The organism is Streptomyces sp. NPDC088707 (assembly GCF_044752725.1).
GTDB lineage: Bacteria > Actinomycetota > Actinomycetes > Streptomycetales > Streptomycetaceae > Streptomyces.
This window is the reverse complement of the sequence record NZ_JBIVLV010000008.1, coordinates 226,453-249,669: the sequence shown is the minus strand read 5'-3', so window position 1 is coordinate 249,669 and position 23,217 is coordinate 226,453. Positions and strand designations below refer to the sequence as shown.

Genomic DNA, 23,217 nt, shown 5'->3' with positions numbered 1-23,217 from the left:
GAACCGTTCCTGGTCCGCTTCCAGTAGACCTTATTCGGAGGGAAGTCCTTTTTGTCTACTCGTAGGCCCGGTCCGCTCGACGGTGCACGAGGTCTGCTCGGCGTGCACCGGGTCCGCTCGGCGTGCACCGGGTCCGCTCGGCGACGCACCCGGTCGGTTCGCCGGCGCTCACCCTCCCACCGGCCGGAACCGCTCTCCCCGCCGGCGGGCTCTACGGCGGCGTCGGCCGTGCGCCGTGGCCCCGCGGGCCGGATCCCGCGGCCTCGCGGGCCGGGTCTGCGGCCCCGCCGGCCGGGTCCGGGTGGCTCACCGGCCGGTCACGCGGCCCCGCCGGCCGGGTCCACCGCCTAGAAAGCGCCCCGCTCCATCCGCGCGAGGGCCGCCCGGCACACCGTGAGCAACTTCTCGTCGAGGTGGATGTCATGGCTGCCCGAGGCGCCCTCGCGGGCGTTGTGACGGCGCCGGCGGGTCAGCTCGGTGAGGATCACCAGCTGCGCCTGCGAGGCCGCCGGTCCCATCTCCGCCAGGCACTCGGCCACGTCCACGCGCGCGTGCCGGTTCTCCTCCCAGGCCGCGAGCAGCACCGGCAGCGCCGCCGCCGCGTCCCCGGACACCCGCCACAGGGCCGCGGCGCTCCGGACCCGTACCCACAGGTCCCGCGAGGCCAGACCCGGTCCGAGGGCGAGGGCCGTCGAGGCGGCGGCCGGGCCGATCTCACCGAGGGCCTGGGCGGCGGAGCACCAGTCCGCGCCCGACGCGCCCGGTCGGAGCCACCGCTCCAGAGCGGTCAGGACCTCACCCAGATCGCCCTCGGCCGCCCACAGGGCGCGCGCCGCCGCCGTGGCGACGGTGGCCGACTCGGCGGCGAGGAGCCCGCGGATGTCCGGTACGGCCTTCTGGGCCGCGGGCCCGAACGCCGCCAGGGTCCGCAGCGCGGACTCGCGCACCCAGTCGCGCCGGTTCGCGGGCGCGCCGCGCAGGACCCGCAGGACCTCCGGCACGGCCTGGGAGCCCCGTACCGCCGCGAGGGCGTAGAGCAGGGGCGCCGCCCGGTCGTACAGCCGCTCGTCGAGCTCGACCTCGGCGAGCCGGCGGCGCAGCAGCGGAGCCAGCATGGCGGCGGAGGGCCCGAGGCCGTCCATCGCGTACAGCAGCTCGCGCCGCACCTCGCGCTCCTCCAGGGCGCGGGCGAGCAGCGGTACGGCGCGGGTGTCCCCGGCGCGGGCGAGGGCGAGGAGGGCGCCGTCGCGCCCGGACCGCCCCACGAAGCCGTTCTGGGGGCTGCCGCCGAGGCCGCCGCCACTGCCGCCGCGCGAGCCGGTGGCGGTGCCGCGGCCCGGATCGGCACCGCTGCCGGGAGCGGCGCCGGTGCCGGGGCTCGCGCCCACGGCGAGGCGGGCGGCGAGCGCGTCGGCGGCGGGCGCGCCCAGCTCGAAGAGACGCTCCAGGAACGAGGTCGCGGCCTCCCTGAGCCGCGGCTCGGGATCGTTGAGCTGGGCGCCGACGAGCCGGACGACCTCCTCGTACCGCCCCCGCCAGATCCGTATCAGCCCGCCGCACAACCAGATCGCGTCCGAACGCTGCCCCCAGTCCGGGCTGCGCAGCTGCGCCAGGATGAGCGCGATGCGGTCGTCGACCCGGTCGTCGAGCGCCGCGTGCAGGGTCCTGAGCAGCTCCTCCGTCCAGGGGGCGGGCCGGCCGGCGGCGTGCTCCTCCAGGAGCTCGCGGACCTGCCCGATGAGGGTCGGGGTCGCGGCGCGCTCGGTGCCGGGTGCGGCCGGCCCCAGCGCCGAGGTCCTGATCTCCTCCAGGAGCCCCGTGACCCACGGCACGATGTCGTCGGGGATGTCGCCGGGCGCGCAGCGCGCCCGCTGGGCGAGGGCCGCGAGCCGGAGGCCCGGGTCCTGGGCGGCGCGGGCGAGCCAGCCCAGCCAGTCGACGGTCTCGGCCCGCAGCGACGCGTGGCGCAGGGCGATCCGTCCGACGGCGGCGACCAGGGCCAGCCGTACCTCGGTGTCCCGCTCGACGGTGAGCCGCTCCCGCAGCAGGGTCAGCACCCGCGCGGGCTCGGGGTGCAGCGAGGCGAGCGCGCAGGGCGCGGCGAGCCGCACCTCCGGGTCGGGGTCGGAGACGAGCCCGAGGAAGACGTCGGCGCCGGCGGCGATCGCGGCGGCGGCCATCGCGTAGTTCGCGGCCGGGATGAACTCCCCGTCCTCCGGGTCGAGTTCGTCCAGTTCCTCGTCGTCGTCGAGTTCGATCCCGCCGATGCTGGTGAGCAGTTCGACGATGCAGCCGCGGTCCTGGACGGCGGGATCGGCGACGAGTTCGAGGAGGAAGGGGATGCAGGCGAGGGTGGAGTCGTAGACGTCGCCCTGGTGGTGCACGGCCCCGTACATGCCGTCGAGAGCCGTCTCCCGCTCGGCGGGATCGGCGGAGGCGAGTCCGCGGAGCAGCTCCGGCACGTCGTCCGCGGGGCCGTACGCGTGCCCCAACGAGGCCCAGTCGACCTCCTCGATCCCCGTCAGCATTTGCCAGGCCGCCTTCCCCGTGAGCCCTGTACCAGGCAGCAAGTGTGCACCACGGGACGGGCAGCAAGGCCTTACCGGCAACACCGGGCGCGCGTAGACCCCCAGTTGCGGTCTCTTTGCGCCATGTGCGGTGCGCAGTGGGCCAGTTGCACTCAGTGCCCACCCCGGGAGGGGGGTAGGCCGGTCGCCTACCCCTCGGACCGGACGCGGACGAAGGTCGCGTTCTCCTGCCGCTGCCGCACGGCGAGCTGCCGCAGTTCGACGGGGAGCGGCGGGTCGATCCACCTCACCGGCCCGTGCTCCGGGTCCTGGAGGAGCGGCCCGGCGCGGTCCCCGGCCAGGGCGCCGACCTCGCGCGACTGCGCCGGGGTGAGCCGGGGCGAGGTGGAGACCGTACGGCCGTCCGCGAGGCGTACGACCAGGGCCCGGGGCCGGTCGGGCGGCCCGACGACACCGAGCAGCACGCCGTCGCTCGTCTCCACGTGCCGGATCTTCCGCCAGGCCCAGGTGGAGCCGGCCCGATAGGGGGAGGTCAGGGACTTCACGACGATCCCCTCGACCCCCGCGTCCCGCAGATCGCGGAACCAGCCGCGCGCGGTCTCCTCGTCCTGGGTGGCGAGCACCCGCTGGAGCGGCGGCTCGGCGTCGATCAGGGCCGTGCCGAGGAGCTCCCACCGGTCGCGGAGCGGCAGCGCCCGTACGTCGCGCCCCGGGACGGCGAGCAGGTCGAAGGCGATGTACGAGACGGGAACGCCGGCCCGCGCCCGGTCGGCGGGGGAACGCAGCAGGTCGGTGAAGCTCAGCCGCCCGTCCCGGTAGGCGCACAGCTCGCCGTCGAGGACGATCCCGGGCGGCAGCTGGTCACGCAGGTGCGCGGCGATCCCGGGGAACTCGGGCGCGAGGTCGCGACGGGAACGCGACTGGAGGACGACCTTCCCGTCCCCGAGGACGAAGGCGAGGGCGCGGAACCCATCGAGCTTGAGCGAGTACTGGAGCTCCCGGGGCGGCCTTCCCTGCGCGGGGATCTCGTCGGCGGAGCGGGGCCGCATGACGTCGACGGGCGGAAGAAGCACGAGGTCGTGGGGCCGGGAGCGGGGGTCGGGGTCGGGGCCGGGGTCGGAGCTGATGCGGGGACGACGGCGGGGACCGGCGCCGGAGCCGGTGCGGGAGCCGGAGCCGGAGCCGGAGCCACGGTCGGGACCGGGACCAGGGTCGGGACCGGGACCGGGGTCGGGACCGGGGCCAGAGCCACTGCCGGAGCCGGAGGCGGAGGCGGACGGGGAGCCGGAGTCGGAGCCGGATCCGGGGGTGCGGGTGCGGGTGCGGGGCGAGGGGCGGCCGTGGCCCGGAGTGCCAACGGCCGCGGGCGCTCCCGGACCGCAGGTCCCGCCAGGCTCGCCCGGAGTCCCGCCGGGCCCGCCCGGAGCCGCGCCGGGCCCGCCACGAGCGCCGCCGGCAGCGCCGCCACCGGGGCTCGCGGCATCACCACCCACGCCCCGGGCGTGCGCCCCGGCCCCGTTCATGGCGCGCCCCCGGCCCCGTTCATGAGGGCGTCCGCCGCCCGGTTCACGGCACGTCCCCTGCCCGCTCGGGCGCGAAAAGTGGCGCAAGGAGATCCCCGTACCGCTCAAGACGTGGCGCGATGTCATCCATGAGGAAGACGAGGGAGTCGGGGTCCGCGGCGTCCCCGGCGCACTCCTCGACCTCCTCCCACGTGACGGGCGCGGAGACCATGGGGAGGGGTCGCGCCCGCAGGGTGTAGGGGGTGGCGGTGGTCTTCGCGGCGGCGTTCTGGCTGTGGTCGACGAAGACCTTCCCGGGCCGCAGCGCCCGGGCCATCCGGTGCACGACGAGCCGTGGCAGCGCGGCCTCCGCCTCGACGGCGAGCTTGCGCGCGTACGCCGAGACGAGCGGGGACGGCGTGGGCACCACCGGGACGAGCAGGTGAAGCCCCTTGGAGCCGGAGGTCTTGGCGAAGGCGTCGAGACCGTCGGCGGCGAGCCGTTCGCGCAGGTGGAGGGCGACGCGGCAGCACTCGACGACCGTCGCGGGAGGCCCGGGGTCGAGGTCGAACACGAGCCGGTCGGCGACGGCGGGGGAGGAGGCCCGCCACTGGGGCGTGTGGAACTCCACGACGAGGTTCGCGGCCCACATGAGCGAGGCGAGGTCCTCGACGACCACCTGCCGGGCCCGGGGGTCCTCGGAGCGTGGCACGGGGGTGGTCCTCACCCAGGAGGGTGTGCCGGGCGGCGGATTCTTCGTGAAGAAGAGCTGCCCGTCGGGACCGTCCGGATAGCGGAGGAAGGACACCGGGCGATCGCGCAGATGCGGCAGGATCGCGGCCCCGACGGTCGCGTAGTAGTGGAGCAGCTCGCCCTTGGTGGTGCCGGTGACCGGGTGGAGCACCTTGTCCAGGTTGCTGAGCGCCAGGCGCCGCCCCTCCACCTCTGTGAGAGGCGTCATACGATGAGAATCCCACGATTAAGGACAAATCGGGGGATGTTGAAACGTCCTGGCCCGACTCGAAGGGAACACCTGTGCGATCCATCTGGAACGGCGCCATATCCTTCGGCCTGGTCAGCATCCCGATCAAGCTGGTGAACGCCACCGAGAGCCGGTCCGTCTCCTTCCGGCAGATCCACACCGAGGACGGCGGCCGGGTCCGCTACAAGAAGGTGTGCGAGCTCGACGGCGAGGAGGTCCCGCAGGCGGAGATCGGGAAGGCGTACGAGGACGCCGACGGGACCATGATCCCGATCACCGAGGAGGACCTGGCCTCGCTGCCGCTCCCCACGGCGAAGACGATCGAGATCGTCGCCTTCGTACCGGCCGGTGACATCGACCCGTTGCAGATCGACGCCGCGTACTACCTCTCGGCGAACGGCGTCCCGGCGGCCAAGCCGTACACCCTGCTCCGCGAGGCGCTGAAGCGCAGCGAGAAGGTGGCCGTGGCCAAGTACGCGCTCAGGGGCCGGGAGCGCCTGGGGATGCTCCGGGTCGTGGACGACGTGATCGCCATGCACGGCCTGCTCTGGCCGGACGAGATCCGCGCGCCGGAGGGCGTGGCCCCGGAGAACCCGGTGAGTGTACGGGACGCCGAACTCGACCTGGCGGACGCCCTGATGGCCACGCTGGGCGAGGTCGACATGAGCACCCTGCACGACGACTACCGCACGGCGGTCGAGGAGATGATCGCGGCGAAGGCGGAGGGCGGCGAGGGCGTCGCGCCCCCGACCGCGGGCGAAGAGCCCGGCGGCGGCCAGGTCATCGACCTGATGGCGGCCCTGGAGAACAGCGTGAGGGCGGCGAAGCAGGCCAGGGGCGAGCAGGAGGAAGGGGACGGGAAGGGGGCGGCGGAGGTCACGCCGCTGAAGCCACGGGCGGCGCGTGCGCCGAAGGCGACGGACGCGAAGAAGTCCACGTCGAAGACGGCGGCGAAGAAGACGGCGGCGCCCGCGCGCAAGTCGACGGCGAAGACGGCAACGAAGAAGACGGCGACGAAGAGCACGGCGACGAAGAGCACGGCGACGACGAAGAAGGCGGCGGCGAAGAAGACCACGGCCAAGAAGGCCACGGCGAAGAAGGCGACGCCACGCAAGCGCACGGCGTAAGGCGGCTCACGGTCCGACCACCGTCCCCACCCCCGCCCCCCATCCCTCCCCGCCCGGTAGGTCGCGGTCACCGGGAAGGAGGGCCGCCGGCCGAACGCAGCTCCTCGTACGCGGTGTTGACGTCGGCGACGCGCACGGTGGTGAGGTCGTCCCGGCTGGGGGTGGCGCCGCCGTGGGTGTCGTAGAGGCGCAGGTCGCGGGAGGAGGCGGCCTTGCGGCAGAGCTCACGGGCGAGCCGGCCGTTGCCCAACCGGTCGACGAGTCCGTCCCGTACGACGCTCAGGAAATGGGAGTGGAGGACGGCGGCGGCGTCCTCGTCCACGACGTCGCCCTGTGCCTCCAGCACACCGTGGGCGATCTCGAGGAGTTCCGCCGCCGAGTACGAGGGGAAGTCGATCCGCGTACTGAAGCGGGAGGTGAGGCCGGGATTCGTGGCGAGGAGCTCGGCCATCTCGTCCGGGTATCCGGCCAGGATGACGACGAGCCGGTCGCGGTCGTCCTCGGCCCGCTTGAGCAGCACCTGTAGGGCTTCCTTGCCGAAGGCGTCGCCGCCGGAGTACCCGGTGTTGTGGAGCGCGTAGGCCTCGTCGACGAAGAGGACACCGCCGAGGGCGGAGTCGATGACGGCCTTCGTCTTCATGGCCGAGGAGCCGAGGTGTTCGCCCACGAGGTCGACCCGCGAGGTCTCGACGAGTGTCCCCGTCTCCAGCATGCCGAGCCCGGCGAAGATGTCGCCGATGATGCGGGCCACGGTCGTCTTGCCGGTGCCCGGGGGACCGGCGAAGACGAAGTGCTGAGGTCCGGCGGTCGTCGGCAGGCCCTGCTCCCTGCGGACCGTGGCCATCCGCAGCTGGGCGACGAGGGTCCGCACCTGCCGTTTGACCGGTTCGAGCCCGATCATCCGGTCGAGCCGCGCGAGCGCCTCGTCGAGCCGCAGGTCCGCGGCGGTGGTGCTCGCCTCGGGGGACCCGGCGGGCGCCCCGTTTGAGGCGGGAACGGGAACCTGGACGGGGACGGGGACGGGAACATGGGCCTGCGCACGCTGGGCGACGTCGGCGAGACCGGGGAAGCAGCGGAACGCGTACTGGAACTGCCGCAGCGCCTCCCGGCCGTCCCCGACGCCTTCGTGGGCGAGCCCGCGCAGATAGGCGACCTCGCCGTCGAACCTCCCGCCCCGGCCCAGTACCCGGGGCAGGGGCGCCATGGTGTTGAGGACCTCGTGGAAGACGCGCTGACGGGCGAGCGCGTACCCGACGTACAACTGGGCCTCGTCGCGCAGGAAGGGAGCTTCGATACCCCGCGAGTACTCCAGGACCAGCGGCCAGTTCTGCTTGAGGTAGGCGTGACGGGTGCAGAGGAACCGCGTCTCGTCGCAGTCGAGGACGGCGGTGAGGAGCGCGGGCTCGACCTCGTCGACGCGCCCCGCGGCGAGCTGCTGCGCCATGCCGGCGAGCCAGAGGTCGCGCGAGGTCTCCAGCCGGAAGGTGACGTAGACGCCGAGGTCGAACCGGGAACGCACGGTGAGCGCACACTTGTTCCGCAGCGCGCCGAAGGAATGCCGGTACCGCCCCATGGCGTCGACGGCCTCGGCCTGGGACCGCCCGGTGGCGTGCAGCCCCAACCAGGCGTCGGCGGCCGTGGGGTCGTACTCCAGCACCTCGGTGAACCGAACGGCGGCGGCATCGAACTGCCCCAGCCGAAGCAGCGCGACCCCCTCGCGCCACACCCGCTCAACCTTCTTGGCGGTACGCCTGGACACGGACTCTCCCGCCACAGTTCCCCCTGACCACCCGAAAGCCCCCCGGCCAAAGGGTAATACCGCCAGGCGGAAGGCAAGGAGCGGCACCACGAACGGCTCCCCCCATGCAGTTCGACCGCCGCCCCTTCCGCTGCGCTGACATGAGGACAGCCGGGGGAGGGGACGAGGACGGGCGGCAACGCGAGGACGCAGACGGGTCCGTACCAGAGTGATCCGGCGACTGGTTCCGACAGACCAGAGCGGACCAGGGCTTCGAAGGCCCGATCCATCGAGGAGCTGTGGCGGGACCTGGCGTGGCACGAGTACGTCTTCCCCGACGACACGGGCACCTGACCGGCGAGGAAATACGCGCCCGGTCCCCCGACGGCCGCCCCACGTACGGGGCAGCTCAGCAGGCACCCACCTCCACACACAACAAGACCCCGCGCTCAGCGTTTCCGCTGATCACGGGGTCTGTGTGGCACTTCCTGCGAAGTGCCCCCGGCAGGATTCGAACCTGCGCACACGGCTCCGGAGGCCGTTGCTCTATCCCCTGAGCTACGGGGGCGTCCGCCGCGTTCGGCGGCGACGGGTAGAACCCTACCAGCTCTGCGGGAGTGGCTGTGAACAGGTATTTCCGGGGTGTCACCAGGGGCTGGGTCCCCCGCACGGGTCAGAAGTGGGCAAAACCCGGACGCGGCCGTTGGGGGCGGCCTACTCTCGTTCGTGTGTCAGGCGCGTCCGGTCGGGTGCTCGTTGTCGACGACAACAAGGTGATCCGGCAGTTGATCAGGGTCAATCTCGAACTCGAGGGGTTCGAGGTCGTGACCGCGGCCGATGGTGCCGAGTGTCTGGATGTCGTACATCGGGTCTGTCCTGATGTCGTCACCCTGGATGTCGTCATGCCCCGCTTGGACGGGATCAAGACGGCCGAGCGGCTGCGGGCCGATCCCCGGACCAGCCACCTCCCCGTCGCGATCATCAGTGCCTGCGGTGAGCATGAGGTGTCCGGTGGGGTCGCCTCCGGCGTCGACGCCTTCCTCGCCAAGCCCTTCGAGCCCGCCGAGCTCGTCCGTGTGATCCGGCAGCTGATGCACCGCGAGCGGCGCGAGCGGTCCGAGGGGGGCGGGCCCGACGGGGGAGAGGACCCGGCCGCAGTCGACGGCTGCCAGGATCCCCGACGCGCCGGGAGCACCCACCGTCCGCACTGAGCACGCTCGGCCGTCCGCACTGAGCACGCTCGGCCGTCCGCACTGAGCACGCTCGGCCGTCCGGCCGCCAGCCCCGTCCCCGCCCCGGGTGACCGCATGGCGAAACCGGTTCGCGTTCCGCCCCCCCTCCTCCCCTACGCTTGTCCCGTGACCCCCGCGGACCTCTCCCTCACCGTGCTGCACGCCGTGCGCCGTGCGGTCGACGACGGTGCGCTGCGGGTCGACGTGCCCCCGACGGTCAAGGTCGAGCGGGCTCGGCCCGGTGGCGTCGGCGAGTACGCGAGCAACGTCGCCCTCACCCTCGCCCGGTCCGCCGGACGCACCGCCCTCGACGTCGCCGGGATCCTGGAAGAACGCCTCCGTGACGCCCCGGGGCTGCAAGCGGTCGACGTCACCGGCCCCGGCTTCCTCAACTTCACCCTGCGGCCCGACGCCGGCGGCGAGCTCGTACGGGCCGTCCGCGAGGCCGGGGACGCGTACGGGAGCGGCACCGCCCTCGCCGGGGTCACCGTCCGCTTCGCCGACCTGACAGAGTCGCGTGCGCTGCTCGTCACCCAGACCGTCGTCCGGCTCCTCCGCAGCCAGGGCGCCGACGCCGGGTTCGGCCCCCGCCTCCTCCGGACCCAGGGCGCCGACGCCGGGTTCGACCAGGACGACGCGACCGGGGAGCCGACCGGTGACTGGGCGCGCGAGGAGACCGGCGAGCCGACCCGCGTGCCGGCCGGTGAGCGGATCCACGTTCACCCCGGCGCCTATGACCCCCACACCCTCGGTGTCGACGCCGCCCGCTGGGCCCTTCTCCGGCCCGCCCCCCAGGACCGGCCCCTCGACGGGCCTCCCCTTCTCGTCCAGCACGAGCGCAACTCCCTCTTCCGCGTGCGGTACGCCCACTCGCGGGTCCGGCGGCTGCTCGTCAACGCCGCTCAGCTCGGATTCGAGCCCGCGTACGAGACCCCCGTCCACGCACCCGAACTTCTCGGCGTCCTCGGCGACCACCCCGTCGCCCTCCTCACCGCCGCCCGCCACCGCGCCCCCGACCGGGTCGCCCGGCACCTGGAAGCCACCGCCGACGCGCTGCTCGCGTTCCAGCACACCGTTCTGCCGCTCGGCGACGAGAAACCCTCGGCCGCCCATCGTTCCCGGCTCGCGCTCGCCGAAGCCGCCGGGACGGTGCTCGCCGGTGGCCTCTCCGTGCTCGGCATCAGCGCACCCGAACGGATTTGAAAGAGTTCAGACATGAGTCGTTCCGCCCATCCCGCAGGCCCTCGCCACGCCGACGTCCTTCCCGAGGGTCACTACACCGCGCCCCCCGCCGACCTGAACGTCCTCGACCCCAAGGTGTGGTCCCGGACCGTCGAGCGGGACGAGCGCGGTGTCGCCACCGTCGGGGGGCTGAGCGTGACCGAGCTCGCCGAGGAGTTCGGGACCCCCGCCTACTTCCTCGACGAGAGCGACTTCCGCGCCCGCTGCCGCGCCTGGGCCGAGGCCTTCGGCAAGGACGCCGACGTCTTCTACGCCGGGAAGGCCTTCCTCTCCCGGGCCGTCGTGCGGTGGCTCAAGGAAGAGGGGCTGAACCTCGACGTGTGCTCCGGCGGGGAGCTCACCACCGCCCTCTCCGCCGGGATGCCCGCCGAGCGCATCGCGTTCCACGGCAACAACAAGAGCGAGAACGAGATCCGCACGGCCGTCGAGGCCGGCGTGGGACGGATCGTTCTCGACTCCTTCCAGGAGATCGTGCGCGTCGCGCACATCGCGCAGTCCCTCGGCAGGCGCCAGCGCGTGCAGATCCGCGTGACCGTCGGCGTCGAGGCCCACACGCACGAGTTCATCGCCACCGCCCACGAGGACCAGAAGTTCGGCATCGCGCTCGCCGGCGGACAGGCCGCGGAGGCCGTGCGCCGCGCGCTGAAGCTGGACGGGCTCGAGCTCATCGGCATCCACTCGCACATCGGCTCGCAGATCTTCGACATGGCCGGCTTCGAGGTCTCCGCGCGGCGGGTCGTCCAGCTGCTCGCCGAGGTGCGGGACGAGCATGGTGTCGAGCTGCCCGAGATCGACCTCGGCGGCGGCCTCGGCATCGCGTACACCTCCGAGGACGACCCGCGCGAGCCGTACGAGATCGCCAAGGCGCTGAACGAGATCGTGACGCGGGAGTGCGAGGCCGCGGGGCTCCGTACGCCTCGGATCTCCGTCGAGCCCGGCCGTGCCATCGTCGGGCCCACCGCCTTCACGCTGTACGAGGTCGGCACCGTCAAGCCGCTCGAAGGGCTGCGGACGTACGTGAGCGTCGACGGCGGCATGTCGGACAACATCCGCACCGCGCTGTACGACGCCGAGTACAGCGTCAGCCTCGTCTCGCGGACCAGCGACGCCGCGCCCATGCTCTCCCGGGTCGTCGGCAAGCACTGCGAGAGCGGCGACATCGTCGTACGGGACGCCTTCCTGCCCTCGGACCTGGCGCCCGGCGACCTCATCGCCGTGCCGGCCACCGGTGCGTACTGCCGCTCCATGGCCAGCAACTACAACCACGCGCTCCGGCCTCCCGTCGTCGCCGTCCGCGAGGGCGAGGCGCGGGTCATCGTGCGGCGCGAGACGGAGGAAGATCTCCTGCGTCTCGACGTCGGGTGATGAAATAGTCGAGTGATGAAATAGATGTCTCAGGATCCGGACGAGGGGCGGAAACCCCCGTCCGGTGAGTGAGACTGGTTCCACCGTCGAGAACCGCAGAGACTCGAACGTAGAGATACGAAGTAGGACGAGAAAGAGGTCGGATGATGCGTACGCGTCCGCTGAAGGTGGCGCTGCTGGGCTGTGGAGTGGTCGGCTCAGAGGTGGCGCGCATCATGACGACGCACGCCGACGACCTCGCCGCGCGCATCGGCGCCCCGGTCGAGCTCGCCGGCGTGGCGGTCCGCCGCCCGGACAAGGTCCGCGAGGGCATCCCCGCGGAGCTGATCACCACCGACGCCACCGCCCTCGTGAAACGGGGGGACATCGACGTGATCGTCGAGGTCATCGGCGGGGTCGAGCCGGCCCGCACCCTCATCACCACCGCCTTCGAGCACGGCGCCTCCGTCGTCTCGGCGAACAAGGCGCTGCTCGCCCAGGACGGCGCGAGCCTCTACGCCGCCGCCCAGGAGCACGGCCAGGACCTCTACTACGAGGCCGCCGTCGCCGGCGCCATCCCGCTCATCCGCCCGCTGCGCGAGTCCCTCGCCGGCGACAAGATCAACCGCGTGATGGGCATCGTCAACGGCACGACCAACTTCATCCTCGACAAGATGGACACGTCCGGGGCCGGCTACTCCGAGGCGCTCGACGAGGCCACCGCTCTCGGGTACGCCGAGGCCGACCCCACCGCCGACGTCGAGGGCTTCGACGCCGCCGCCAAGGCCGCGATCCTCGCCGGGATCGCCTTCCACACGCGCGTGCGCCTCGACGACGTCTACCGCGAGGGCATGACCGAGGTCACCGCCGCCGACTTCGCCTCCGCCAAGCAGATGGGCTGCACCATCAAACTGCTCGCCATCTGCGAGCGCGCCGCCGACGGCGAGTCCGTCACCGCGCGCGTGCACCCGGCGATGATCCCGCTCAGCCACCCGCTGGCCTCCGTCCGCGAGGCGTACAACGCGGTCTTCGTCGAGGCCGACGCCGCCGGGCAGCTCATGTTCTACGGCCCCGGGGCGGGCGGCGCGCCGACCGCCTCGGCCGTACTCGGCGACGTCGTCGCCGTCTGCCGCAACCGTCTCAACGAGGCGACGGGCCCCGGCGAGTCCGCGTACACCCAGCTGCCCGTGAGCTCCATGGGCGAGGTCGTCACGCGGTACCACATCAGTCTCGACGTGGCCGACAAGCCGGGCGTGCTCGCCCAGGTCGCGACGGTCTTCGCCGAGCACGGCGTATCCATCGATACGGTGCGCCAGAAGGGCAAGGACGGCGAGGCCTCCCTCGTCGTCGTCACCCACCGCGCGCCCGACGCCGCCCTTTCGGGGACCGTCGAGGCGCTGCGCAAGCTCGACACCGTGCGCGGTGTCGCCAGCATCATGCGTGTTGAAGGGGAGTAAGGACCCATGACCCACAAGGGCACCCACCAGTGGCGCGGCATCATCGAGGAGTACCGGGACCGCCTTCCGGTCACGGACAAGACGCCGGTCGTCACGCTCCGTGAGGGCGGCACGCCGCTCGTACCCGCTCAGGTCCTCTCCGAGCGCACGGGCTGCGAGGTGCACCTCAAGGTCGAGGGCGCCAACCCCACCGGCTCCTTCAAGGACCGGGGCATGACCATGGCCATCACCAAGGCCAAGGAGGAGGGGGCGCAGGCCGTCATCTGCGCCTCCACCGGCAACACCTCCGCCTCGGCCGCGGCCTACGCGGTCCGCGCCGGTATGGTCTCGGCGGTCCTCGTGCCGCAGGGCAAGATCGCGCTCGGCAAGATGGGCCAGGCCCTCGTGCACGGCGCGAAGATCCTCCAGGTCGACGGCAACTTCGACGACTGCCTGACCCTGGCCCGCAGCCTCTCCGAGAACTACCCGGTGGCGCTGGTCAATTCGGTCAACCCGGTGCGCATCGAGGGGCAGAAGACCGCCGCCTTCGAGATCGTGGACATGCTGGGCGACGCGCCCGACATCCACGTCCTGCCCGTGGGCAACGCCGGCAACATCACGGCGTACTGGAAGGGGTACCGCGAGTACGCGGCGGACGGCCTCGCGACGCACCGTCCCCGCATGTGGGGCTTCCAGGCCTCCGGTTCGGCCCCGCTGGTCCGCGGCGAGGTCGTCAAGGACCCGTCGACGATCGCCACCGCGATCCGCATCGGCAACCCGGCCTCGTGGGACTACGCGATCGCCGCGCGCGACGAGTCGGGCGGCTTCATCGACGAGGTGACGGACCGTGAGATCCTGCAGGCCTACCGCCTGTTGGCCGCGCAGGAGGGCGTCTTCGTCGAGCCCGCCTCGGCCGCCTCGGTCGCCGGTCTGCTGAAGGCCGCCGCCCAGGGCAAGGTCGACCCGGGCCAGCGGATCGTCTGCACGGTCACCGGCAACGGGCTCAAGGACCCCGACTGGGCCGTCGCCGGCGCGCCGCAGCCGGTCACCGTTCCGGTCGACGCGGTCGCCGCCGCCGAGCGCCTCGGTCTGGCCTGATCCTCACCCCTCCGCGCGGGGAAGCGTGCTGATCGAAACCCGATCAGGAACGTACATAGGCGCACAGGTTGGCTCGCGACACGCATCGTGCGCCTCCTGTGCGCCCTATGTCGCGGCAGAACCTTCCTTCGATAGGCTGTACCGAACCCGCCCCGACGCATATGCGCGGTGTTGTTGCCGTTGTCGCCTCCGTGGCTGAAACGGCCCCCGGGTTCCCCGTACTTCTCTTGGAACACCCGCCGAACCACCCTCTGAAACACCCTCTGAAACACCCGCTGTTCCAGAACAACCCGTTGTCGCAATCAAGGAGATCATCGAGCGATGGCCGGTCCAGCGTTCCGCGCCGCCGCCGTACGGGTGCGCGTCCCCGCCACCAGCGCCAATCTCGGTCCGGGCTTCGACGCCTTCGGCCTGTCGCTGGGCCTCTACGACGACGTCGTCGTCCGTGTCGCCGACTCCGGGCTGCACGTCGACATCGCCGGTGAGGGCGCCGAGACGCTCCCGCGCGACGAGAGCCACCTGCTCGTACGCTCCCTGCGCACCGCCTTCGACCTGCTCGGCGGACAGCCGCGCGGCCTGGAGGTCGTCTGCGCCAACCGCATCCCGCACGGCCGCGGCCTCGGCTCCTCCTCCGCCGCCATCTGCGCAGGGATCGTCGCCGCCCGCGCCGTGACCATAGGCGGGGACGCCAAACTCGACGAGGCCGCCCTCCTGGAGCTGGCCACCGAGATCGAGGGTCACCCCGACAACGTCGCCGCCTGTCTGCTCGGCGGATTCACGCTCGCCTGGACCGAGTCCGGTGCCGCGCGGGCGATCAGGATGGATCCCTCGGATTCCATCGTTCCGGTGGTTTTCGTGCCCGGGAAGCCGGTGCTGACCGAGACCGCCCGCGGACTTCTGCCGCGCACCGTCCCGCACGTGGACGCCGCGGCCAACGCCGGGCGCGCCGCCCTCCTCGTCGAGGCCCTGACCCGCCGCCCCGAGCTGCTGCTCGCGGCCACCGAGGACCGGCTGCACCAGGAGTACCGGGCTCCCGCGATGCCCGACAGCATCGCCCTGGTGAACCGGCTGCGGGCGGACGGCGTCCCCGCGGTCATCTCCGGCGCGGGCCCCACGGTCCTCGCGCTGGCCGAACACGGGACGGCAGACAAGGTCGCCCGCCTCGCGGGTGAGGGCTGGGCCGCGAACCGGCTCGACCTCGACGCGTCCGGAGCGTGCGTCCTTCCGCTGGCGCCCTAGGCGCGCGGCGGCCGGACGCCGGGCAGCGTCCGGGACAGGAGATTGCCGGTGAGGGAGAGGGGGAATGTTTGTTGGAGCCGGTAGTGTTAACCTCAAGTCAGCACCCGGCGCCTTTGTGGCGCGGTGCTGAGTGTCCCCATCAGGGACCACCGATTCTTCCGGGAGCCTCCCCAACTGCCTGAGCAGCCTGCCTGAGCAGTTTCGAGCACGCTCCGGAACCGGCACGACACCCCTCGCTCTTCTTTCCTCGCGAGGGCCGAGCAGGGGGCGCTCGGGCCGGACCCCAGCACGTTTTCTCTCCGCCGTACCCGGCGGGACCACCGCCCCGGACACGGTCCACCCAACACGGGACCGCTGCCGGACAGCACAACCGGTCGCCGAGCCAGATGGCCGACGTCCGCTCCAGGGAAGGACCCTTCGTGAGCGACACCACCGATCTGATGGGCGTGACTGCCGACAGCAGTGTCGACGCCGCCGCGCCCGCCGCAGGTGCTGCCACCGGCGGCACCGCACGGCGCCGCCGCTCCGGCACCGGCCTCGAGGGCATGGTCCTGGCCGAGCTGCAGCAGGTCGCGTCCGGCCTCGGCATCAGGGGCACCGCGCGGATGCGCAAGAGCCAGCTGATCGAGGTCATCAAGGAGGCGCAGGCCGGTGGCGGCTCCGCCGCCCCCGCCAAGACCGCCGACGCCGCCGAGACCAAGCCGAAGCGCCGCACCACCGCCAAGACCCGTACGGGTGAGACCGCTGCCGAGGCCGCCGAGCCCAAGGCCGAGAAGGCCGAGAAGGCCGTCGCCCAGCAGCAGATCGACATCCCGGGCCAGCCGGCCTCCGACGACCAGCCCGCGGGCGAGCGTCGTCGTCGCCGTGCCACCGCCCCCGCCGGTTCGCCGGAGGGCGAGACCAAGGCCGAGGCCGCGCAGGCCGTGAAGACCGAGGCCCGTACCGAGGCCAAGGCCGACGCGGGTGCCGACGCCAAGGCCGAGGCCGCCGTCGACGGCGCCGAGGGCCGTGGCCGCCGTGACCGCGGCGAGCGTGGCGAGCGCGGGGAGCGTGGCGAGCGCCGCGACCGCCGTGACCGTCAGCGCGACCGCGGCAAGGGCGACGAGCAGCAGGGCGGTGGCCAGGGCGGCCAGCGCCAGCGCCAGGGCGGCCAGGGCGGCCAGGGCCAGGGTCAGGGTCAGCAGGTCCAGGGCCAGGGTCAGCAGGGCGGCCAGCAGGCCGGCCCGCAGGACGACTACGACGACGAGGCCGGCGGTCGCCGCGGGCGTCGCGGCCGCTACCGCGACCGCCGTGGGCGTCGTGGCCGTGACGACTTCCAGGCCGGCGAGCCGCAGGTCGCCGACGACGACGTCCTGATCCCCGTCGCGGGCATCCTCGACATCCTCGACAACTACGCGTTCATCCGGACCTCCGGCTACCTGCCCGGTCCGAACGACGTGTACGTCTCCCTCGCCCAGGTCCGCAAGAACGGCCTGCGCAAGGGTGACCACGTCACCGGTGCCGTGCGCCAGCCGAAGGAGGGCGAGCGCCGCGAGAAGTTCAACGCGCTGGTCCGCCTGGACTCGGCGAACGGCATGGCCGCCGACTCCGGCCGCGGCCGCCCCGAGTTCAACAAGCTGACCCCGCTCTACCCGCAGGACCGGCTCCGTCTGGAGACCGACCCGGGTGTGCTGACCACGCGGATCATCGACCTCGTGTCGCCGATCGGCAAGGGCCAGCGCGGTCTGATCGTGGCCCCGCCGAAGACCGGCAAGACCATGATCATGCAGGCGATCGCCAACGCGATCACGCACAACAACCCCGAGTGCCACCTGATGGTCGTCCTGGTCGACGAGCGTCCGGAAGAGGTCACCGACATGCAGCGGTCGGTCAAGGGCGAGGTCATCTCCTCGACCTTCGACCGTCCGGCCGAGGACCACACCACCGTCGCCGAGCTGGCCATCGAGCGCGCCAAGCGCCTCGTGGAGCTGGGTCACGACGTGGTCGTCCTGCTCGACTCGATCACCCGCCTGGGCCGCGCGTACAACCTCGCGGCGCCGGCCTCCGGCCGCATCCTGTCCGGTGGTGTCGACTCGACCGCGCTCTACCCGCCGAAGCGCTTCTTCGGTGCGGCGCGCAACATCGAGGACGGCGGCTCGCTGACCATCCTGGCCACCGCGCTGGTCGACACCGGCTCGCGCATGGACGAGGTGATCTTCGAGGAGTTCAAGGGCACCGGCAACATGGAGCTCAAGCTCGACCGGAAGCTCGCCGACAAGCGCATCTTCCCGGCCGTCGACGTCGACGCCTCGGGTACGCGTAAGGAAGAGATCCTGCTCGGCAGCGACGAGCTCGCCGTCACCTGGAAGCTGCGTCGCGTGCTGCACGCGCTCGACCAGCAGCAGGCGATCGAGCTGCTGCTCGACAAGATGAAGCAGACGAAGTCGAACGGCGAGTTCCTGCTCCAGATCCAGAAGACGACGCCTGGCGGCAAGAACGACGACTGACGTGTGATCTGCGTCATGCGCCGGCCGTACGGCAAGGACGTGGCCCCGGCCCCGTAACCCTGTCGTGACCTGCGTGAACCACTGAGCCCACCGTGCCCCGCACGGTGGGCTCAGTGCTGTACGGCCCTGAGCTCACCGAAACCTCACAGGCCCGTATGCAACCCTTTCGGGTGCTTCACCGTCACATATGGTGAACCTAGGGCCCGAGGGATGGCGATGACCGAGCAGAGCAAGAGCGGCCGAATAGGCGGCGCGGGAAGCGGCCGCCGCCGCAAGCAGCCCGCCAGGCGCAGCCGCAGGGCGGTCGTGCTGGCCTCGGGCGCCCTCGCCGTCCTCGTCCTCGGCGGCACCGGCCTCGGATACGTCTACTTCAAGCTCGACGGCAACCTCGAGACCGTCGACATCAACGCGCAGCTGGGCACCGAACGCCCCGACGACGTCGACAACGGCTCCATGGACATCCTCGTCCTCGGCTCGGACTCCCGTTCCGGCGACAACGGCGCCTACGGCAAGGACGAGGGCGGCGCCCGCTCCGACACCGCGATGGTCGTCCACGTCTACGAGGGCCACAAGAAGGCCAGCGTGGTCTCCATACCCCGCGACACCCTCATCGACCGCCCGAAGTGCACCGACACGCAGGGCGCCGCCGTCGCCGCCGAGAAGCGGGCCATGTTCAACACGGCGTACGAGGTCGGCGGCCCCGCCTGCGCCGTCAAGACCGTCGAGTCGATGTCCGGCATCCGCATGGACCACTACATCGAGGTCGACTTCACCGGCTTCAAGAAGCTCATCGACAGGCTCGGCGGGGTGGAGATCACCACCACCACCGCCATCAAGGACAGCAAGAGCCATCTCGACCTCGCGCCGGGCACCCACACCCTCGACGGCGAGCAGTCCCTCGGCCTCGTCCGGACCCGCAAGAGCGTCGGCGACGGCAGCGACCTCGGCCGCATCCAGCTCCAGCAGGCCTTCATGAAGGCCTTCATGAACCAGGTCAAGGACGTCGGCGTCCTCACCAACCCGAAGAAGCTCCTCGACCTCGCCGACGCCGCCACCAAGGCCATCACCCCCGACTCCGAACTCGACTCGGTCCAGGAGCTGATGGGCTTCGCCAAGAGCCTCACCGGCATCGGCGCCCAGAACGTCCACATGGTCACCCTGCCCGTCGAGTACGACCCCCGGGACCCCAACCGCGTCATCCCCCTGGAAGCCCAGTCGCGGCAGGTCTGGACGGCCCTGAAGAAGGACCTGCCGATCCCCGCGTCGGCGACGAAGGACGCGGCCACCGGCCAGGCCGACGGCATCGTGAAGTAACGCCCGGAGGCGCCGTGGAAGGGCGCCCGGCTCGCCGTGGGGAACACGGTGACCCGCCGCCCGAGGCCGGTCAGGAATACTTTCGCCGCCACCCCGGTTTGGGGAGATGCGGCCGGTCCTGGCAGACTGGTACGTCGGCCCCGGTTCACGTTTGCCGCGACCCGCGGAAGCGACCCGGAGCCCTCCCGAAACTAGGAGACACCTTGAAGCGCGAGATTCACCCCGAGTACGTCGAGACCCAGGTCAGCTGCACCTGTGGCGCGTCGTTCACCACCCGGAGCACCCTGACCGACGGCACCATCCGTGCCGAGGTCTGCTCCGAGTGCCACCCGTTCTACACGGGCAAGCAGAAGATCCTCGACACCGGCGGCCGCGTCGCCCGCTTCGAGGCCCGCTTCGGCAAGGCCGGCTCCGCCAAGTAGCGAGCCCCTGCGCCGGTCCACGGTCGCCCCGCGCGGGTGGCCGGGACCGGCGCTTTGCCGTCCCGTAGCAACTGACGAAAAACCCAGGAGCCCCCGATGTTCGAGGCGGTCGAGGAACTGGTCGGCGAGCATGCCGGCCTCGAGACGAAGCTCGCAGACCCTTCGGTCCACGCCGACCAGGCGAACGCGCGCAAGCTGAACAAGCGCTACGCCGAGCTGACCCCGATCGTCGCCACCTACCGGGCCTGGAAGCAGACCGGTGACGACATCGAGACCGCCCGCGAGCTGGCACACGACGATCCCGACTTCGCTGCCGAGGTCAAGCAGCTGGAGAAGGACCGGGAGGAGCTCACCGAGAAGCTCCGCCTGCTCCTCGTCCCGCGCGACCCGAGCGACGACAAGGACGTCATCCTGGAGATCAAGGCGGGCGCGGGCGGCGACGAGTCCGCCCTCTTCGCCGGCGACCTGCTCCGCATGTACCTCCGGTACGCCGAGCGCGTCGGCTGGAAGACCGAGATCATCGACGCCACCGAGTCCGAGCTGGGCGGCTACAAGGACGTCCAGGTCGCCGTGAAGACCAAGGGCGGCAACGGCGCCACCGAGCCCGGCCAGGGCGTCTGGGCGCGCCTGAAGTACGAGGGCGGGGTGCACCGCGTGCAGCGCGTGCCCGCGACCGAGTCCGCCGGCCGCATCCACACCTCCGCCGCCGGCGTCCTCGTCACGCCCGAGGCCGAGGAGGTCGAGGTCGAGGTCCACGCCAACGACCTGCGCATCGACGTCTACCGCTCGTCGGGCCCCGGCGGCCAGTCGGTCAACACCACCGACTCCGCCGTCCGCATCACCCACCTGCCGACCGGCATCGTCGCCTCCTGCCAGAACGAGAAGAGCCAGCTCCAGAACAAGGAGCAGGCCATGCGTATCCTGCGGTCCCGGCTGCTCGCCGCCGCGCAGGAGGAGGCGGAGTCCAAAGCCGCCGACGCCCGTCGCAGCCAGGTCCGCACCGTCGACCGGTCCGAGAAGATCCGTACGTACAACTTCCCGGAGAACCGGATCTCGGACCACCGCGTCGGCTTCAAGGCGTACAACCTCGACCAGGTGCTCGACGGCGACCTGGACGCGATGATCCAGGCGTGCGTCGACGCCGACTCGGCTGCCAAGCTCGCCGCGGCGTAAGTGGCGTCAGTTCCGTAAGCCCCACCCCGCACCACGGAGGACCAGCGTGAACCTGCTGCTTGCCGAGGTGGCCCAGGCCACCCAGCGGCTGGCCGACGCCGGCGTTCCCTCACCGCGTTTCGACGCGGAGGAGCTCGCCGCGTTCGTGCACGGCGTCAAGCGGGGGGAGCTGCACAACGTCAAGGACGCGGACTTCGACGCCCGCTACTGGGAGACGGTCGCCCGCCGCGAGGCCCGCGAACCGCTCCAGCACATCACCGGCCGGGCGTTCTTCCGGTACCTGGAACTCCAGGTCGGGCCCGGGGTCTTCGTGCCGCGCCCGGAGACCGAGTCGGTCGTCGGCTGGGCCATAGACGCCGTGCGCGCGATGGACGTCGTCGAACCCCTCATCGTCGACCTCTGCACCGGCTCCGGCGCCATCGCCCTCGCGATGGCCCAGGAGGTGCCGCGCTCGCGCGTGCACGCGGTCGAGCTCTCCGACGACGCGCTCGTGTGGACGCGCAAGAACGCCGAGGGCTCCCGCGTCACCGTCCACCAGGGCGACGCGCTCAGCGCGCTGCCCGAGCTGGACGGCCAGGTCGACCTGGTCATCTCCAACCCGCCGTACATCCCGCTCACCGAGTGGGAGTACGTGGCACCCGAGGCCCGTGACCACGACCCGGAGATGGCCCTCTTCTCCGGCGAGGACGGCCTCGACACCATCCGCGGCATCGAGCGCACCGCCCACCGGCTGCTCCGTCCCGGCGGCCTCGTCGTCATCGAGCACGCGGACACCCAGGGCGGGCAGGTGCCGTGGATCTTCAACGAAGAGGCCGGCTGGGCCGACGCCGCCGACCACCCGGACCTGAACAACCGGCCGCGCTTCGCGACCGCCCGCAAGGCCATGCCATGACCGGCATGACCGCCATGACGAACCACGCGTACGAGGAGGCCGGGAACTGATGGCACGGCGATACGACTGCAACGAGGCGACCGACCGTGTGACCGGTCTGCGCGAGGCCGCGTCCGCCGTCCGCCGGGGCGAGCTGGTCGTGCTGCCCACCGACACCGTGTACGGGATCGGGGCGGACGCCTTCAGCAGCGAGGCCGTGGCGGACCTGCTCGCCGCCAAGGGCCGGGGCCGCAACATGCCCACGCCCGTGCTCATCGGCTCCCCGAACACCCTCCACGGCCTGGTCACGGACTTCTCCGAGCAGGCGTGGGAGCTCGTCGACGCCTTCTGGCCCGGCGCCCTCACCCTCGTCGCCAAGCACCAGCCGTCCCTGCAGTGGGACCTGGGCGACACCCGGGGCACCGTCGCCATCCGCATGCCGCTGCACCCGGTCGCCATCGAGCTGCTCACCGAGGTCGGCCCGATGGCCGTCTCGTCGGCGAACCTCACGGGACACCCGTCCCCGGAGGACTGCGACGCGGCCCAGCAGATGCTCGGCGACTCCGTCTCCGTCTACCTGGACGGCGGCCCGACGCCCGGCATCGTCCCGTCCTCCATCGTCGACGTCACGGGCAGGGTGCCGGTGCTGCTGCGCGAGGGCGCGCTCTCGCCGGAGGAGCTCCGGAAGGTCGTACCCGACCTCGAGGTGGCGAATTGACCGCCCCTGAGGGGCGTGGCATAGCGGGGTTCGACGACAGCAACACCTTCCGCATCCTCCACGTCAGCACCGGCAACGTCTGCCGCTCGCCGATCACCGAGCGGCTGACCCGGCATGCCCTGAGCGACCGCCTCGGCGACCCTCTCGGCGGCGGCCTGATCGTGGAGAGCGCGGGTACCTGGGGCCACGAGGGCGCTCCGATGGAGGCCAACGCGGAACTGGTCCTCGCCGACTTCGGCGCCGACTACAGCGGCTTCGTGGGGCGTGAGCTCCTCGACGAGCACGTCATCCGCGCGGACCTGGTCCTGACGGCGACCCGCGACCACCGGGCCCAGGTCATCTCGATGGGCCACTCGGCCGGCCTGCGCACCTTCACCCTGAAGGAGTTCACCCGCCTGGTCCGCGCGATCGACCCGGCGACGCTCCCGGACGCGCGCGACGAGGGCATGGTGGAACGCGCGCGTGCCCTGGTCCGCGCGGCAGCGGCTCTACGCGGGTGGCTCCTCGCCCCCTCGGTGGACGCGGACGAGGTCAACGACCCCTACGGGGCCCCCATCACGTTCTTCCGCTCGATCGGCGACGAGATCAACCAGGCGCTGGACCCTGTGGTCACGGCACTGACGGGCGTCTCGGCGCGAGGCTGACGGCCCGGTCCCCCGACCGCGTCCGCCGGACGGAGTCCGGCGCAGCGGCCCGAAGCCCGGGAGGCCCCCTCGGGGCCGAGCGGTGCGAGGGGCGCGTCGGGAGGAGGGGCTCGACCAGGCG

18 protein-coding genes and 1 tRNA gene are annotated in these 23,217 nt (G+C 72.1%); 14 read left to right on the top strand and 5 right to left on the bottom strand.

What is annotated here, in order from left to right:
- Nucleotides 1-347: 347 nt before the first annotated feature.
- From ACIP84_RS24665 to ligD, 3 genes are all read right to left on the bottom strand, one after another.
- Nucleotides 348-2,528: a PBS lyase gene (locus ACIP84_RS24665; protein ID WP_401800316.1), complete on the bottom strand. Its 2,181-nt coding sequence runs from the start codon at nucleotides 2,526-2,528 to the stop codon at nucleotides 348-350.
- Nucleotides 2,529-2,716: 188 nt separating this feature from the next.
- Nucleotides 2,717-3,577, bottom strand: a complete 861-nt coding sequence (locus ACIP84_RS24660; RefSeq protein WP_401800313.1) for a DNA ligase — start codon at nucleotides 3,575-3,577, stop codon at nucleotides 2,717-2,719.
- Between the two features lie 517 nt (nucleotides 3,578-4,094).
- On the bottom strand, nucleotides 4,095-4,991 hold the full coding sequence (gene ligD / locus ACIP84_RS24655; protein WP_401800310.1) for a non-homologous end-joining DNA ligase: 897 nt from the start codon (nucleotides 4,989-4,991) through the stop codon (nucleotides 4,095-4,097).
- A 74-nt stretch (nucleotides 4,992-5,065) separates the two neighbouring features.
- On the opposite strand from ligD, the gene ACIP84_RS24650 reads away from it, so the two are divergent.
- The gene (locus ACIP84_RS24650; RefSeq protein ID WP_401800307.1) at nucleotides 5,066-6,139 is read left to right on the top strand and encodes a Ku protein; all 1,074 of its coding nucleotides are present in this window, start codon (nucleotides 5,066-5,068) and stop codon (nucleotides 6,137-6,139) included.
- 67 nt (nucleotides 6,140-6,206) lie between these two features.
- Here ACIP84_RS24650 and ACIP84_RS24645 read toward each other — a convergent pair whose 3' ends face one another.
- Both ACIP84_RS24645 and ACIP84_RS24640 read right to left on the bottom strand, forming a co-directional pair.
- A complete protein-coding gene (locus ACIP84_RS24645) occupies nucleotides 6,207-7,898 on the bottom strand; it encodes an AAA family ATPase (protein ID WP_401800306.1) in 1,692 nt (563 codons plus the stop codon).
- Nucleotides 7,899-8,373: 475 nt separating this feature from the next.
- A tRNA-Arg gene (locus ACIP84_RS24640) sits at nucleotides 8,374-8,445 on the bottom strand.
- A gap of 49 nt (nucleotides 8,446-8,494) precedes the next feature.
- Between ACIP84_RS24640 and ACIP84_RS24635 the strand changes: the two genes are divergently transcribed.
- The 13 genes from ACIP84_RS24635 to ACIP84_RS24575 all read left to right on the top strand — a co-directional run bounded on the left by ACIP84_RS24635 (nucleotide 8,495) and on the right by ACIP84_RS24575 (nucleotide 23,096).
- Nucleotides 8,495-9,088 carry a response regulator gene (locus ACIP84_RS24635; RefSeq protein ID WP_401800303.1) on the top strand — a complete coding sequence of 198 codons (594 nt, stop codon included), beginning with the start codon at nucleotides 8,495-8,497 and terminating at the stop codon, nucleotides 9,086-9,088.
- Between the two features lie 147 nt (nucleotides 9,089-9,235).
- A complete protein-coding gene (nrtL, locus tag ACIP84_RS24630; RefSeq protein WP_401800301.1) occupies nucleotides 9,236-10,312 on the top strand; it encodes an ArgS-related anticodon-binding protein NrtL in 1,077 nt (358 codons plus the stop codon).
- A 12-nt stretch (nucleotides 10,313-10,324) separates the two neighbouring features.
- On the top strand, nucleotides 10,325-11,716 hold the full coding sequence (gene lysA, locus ACIP84_RS24625) for a diaminopimelate decarboxylase (RefSeq protein ID WP_355957567.1): 1,392 nt from the start codon (nucleotides 10,325-10,327) through the stop codon (nucleotides 11,714-11,716).
- A gap of 143 nt (nucleotides 11,717-11,859) precedes the next feature.
- Nucleotides 11,860-13,152 (top strand): homoserine dehydrogenase, encoded by a 1,293-nt coding sequence (locus tag ACIP84_RS24620; RefSeq protein WP_355957570.1) that lies wholly within the window; start codon nucleotides 11,860-11,862, stop codon nucleotides 13,150-13,152.
- A 6-nt stretch (nucleotides 13,153-13,158) separates the two neighbouring features.
- Nucleotides 13,159-14,229 carry a threonine synthase gene (gene thrC / locus ACIP84_RS24615; protein ID WP_355957573.1) on the top strand — a complete coding sequence of 357 codons (1,071 nt, stop codon included), beginning with the start codon at nucleotides 13,159-13,161 and terminating at the stop codon, nucleotides 14,227-14,229.
- Nucleotides 14,230-14,550: 321 nt separating this feature from the next.
- Nucleotides 14,551-15,468 carry a homoserine kinase gene (gene thrB / locus ACIP84_RS24610; RefSeq protein ID WP_401800298.1) on the top strand — a complete coding sequence of 306 codons (918 nt, stop codon included), beginning with the start codon at nucleotides 14,551-14,553 and terminating at the stop codon, nucleotides 15,466-15,468.
- A 419-nt stretch (nucleotides 15,469-15,887) separates the two neighbouring features.
- Complete coding sequence (gene rho / locus ACIP84_RS24605) at nucleotides 15,888-17,954, top strand: transcription termination factor Rho (protein WP_401800295.1); 2,067 nt, start codon at nucleotides 15,888-15,890, stop codon at nucleotides 17,952-17,954.
- 216 nt (nucleotides 17,955-18,170) lie between these two features.
- Nucleotides 18,171-19,268: an LCP family protein gene (locus ACIP84_RS24600; protein ID WP_401800292.1), complete on the top strand. Its 1,098-nt coding sequence runs from the start codon at nucleotides 18,171-18,173 to the stop codon at nucleotides 19,266-19,268.
- Between the two features lie 203 nt (nucleotides 19,269-19,471).
- Nucleotides 19,472-19,690, top strand: a complete 219-nt coding sequence (rpmE, locus tag ACIP84_RS24595; RefSeq protein ID WP_055599288.1) for a 50S ribosomal protein L31 — start codon at nucleotides 19,472-19,474, stop codon at nucleotides 19,688-19,690.
- Between the two features lie 96 nt (nucleotides 19,691-19,786).
- Complete coding sequence (prfA, locus tag ACIP84_RS24590) at nucleotides 19,787-20,863, top strand: peptide chain release factor 1 (RefSeq protein ID WP_055599287.1); 1,077 nt, start codon at nucleotides 19,787-19,789, stop codon at nucleotides 20,861-20,863.
- 46 nt (nucleotides 20,864-20,909) lie between these two features.
- The gene (prmC, locus tag ACIP84_RS24585) at nucleotides 20,910-21,755 is read left to right on the top strand and encodes a peptide chain release factor N(5)-glutamine methyltransferase (RefSeq protein ID WP_015036198.1); all 846 of its coding nucleotides are present in this window, start codon (nucleotides 20,910-20,912) and stop codon (nucleotides 21,753-21,755) included.
- A 49-nt stretch (nucleotides 21,756-21,804) separates the two neighbouring features.
- On the top strand, nucleotides 21,805-22,452 hold the full coding sequence (locus tag ACIP84_RS24580; RefSeq protein WP_355957589.1) for an L-threonylcarbamoyladenylate synthase: 648 nt from the start codon (nucleotides 21,805-21,807) through the stop codon (nucleotides 22,450-22,452).
- Nucleotides 22,449-23,096: a protein-tyrosine-phosphatase gene (locus ACIP84_RS24575; RefSeq protein WP_355957592.1), complete on the top strand. Its 648-nt coding sequence runs from the start codon at nucleotides 22,449-22,451 to the stop codon at nucleotides 23,094-23,096. Before ACIP84_RS24580 ends, ACIP84_RS24575 begins: the two co-directional genes overlap by 4 nt.
- Nucleotides 23,097-23,217 lie beyond the last annotated feature (121 nt).

Excerpts from the sequence above, each read along its gene's own strand:
- ACIP84_RS24665 (WP_401800316.1), bottom strand. The coding sequence starts at position 2,528 with ATGCTGACGGGGATCGAGGAGGTCGACTGGGCCTCGTTGGGGCACGCG.
- ACIP84_RS24660 (WP_401800313.1), bottom strand. The coding sequence starts at position 3,577 with ATGCGGCCCCGCTCCGCCGACGAGATCCCCGCGCAGGGAAGGCCGCCC.
- ligD (WP_401800310.1), bottom strand. The coding sequence starts at position 4,991 with ATGACGCCTCTCACAGAGGTGGAGGGGCGGCGCCTGGCGCTCAGCAAC.
- lysA (WP_355957567.1), top strand. The coding sequence starts at position 10,325 with ATGAGTCGTTCCGCCCATCCCGCAGGCCCTCGCCACGCCGACGTCCTT.
- ACIP84_RS24620 (WP_355957570.1), top strand. The coding sequence starts at position 11,860 with ATGATGCGTACGCGTCCGCTGAAGGTGGCGCTGCTGGGCTGTGGAGTG.
- thrC (WP_355957573.1), top strand. The coding sequence starts at position 13,159 with ATGACCCACAAGGGCACCCACCAGTGGCGCGGCATCATCGAGGAGTAC.
- thrB (WP_401800298.1), top strand. The coding sequence starts at position 14,551 with ATGGCCGGTCCAGCGTTCCGCGCCGCCGCCGTACGGGTGCGCGTCCCC.
- ACIP84_RS24600 (WP_401800292.1), top strand. The coding sequence starts at position 18,171 with ATGACCGAGCAGAGCAAGAGCGGCCGAATAGGCGGCGCGGGAAGCGGC.
- prfA (WP_055599287.1), top strand. The coding sequence starts at position 19,787 with ATGTTCGAGGCGGTCGAGGAACTGGTCGGCGAGCATGCCGGCCTCGAG.
- ACIP84_RS24580 (WP_355957589.1), top strand. The coding sequence starts at position 21,805 with ATGGCACGGCGATACGACTGCAACGAGGCGACCGACCGTGTGACCGGT.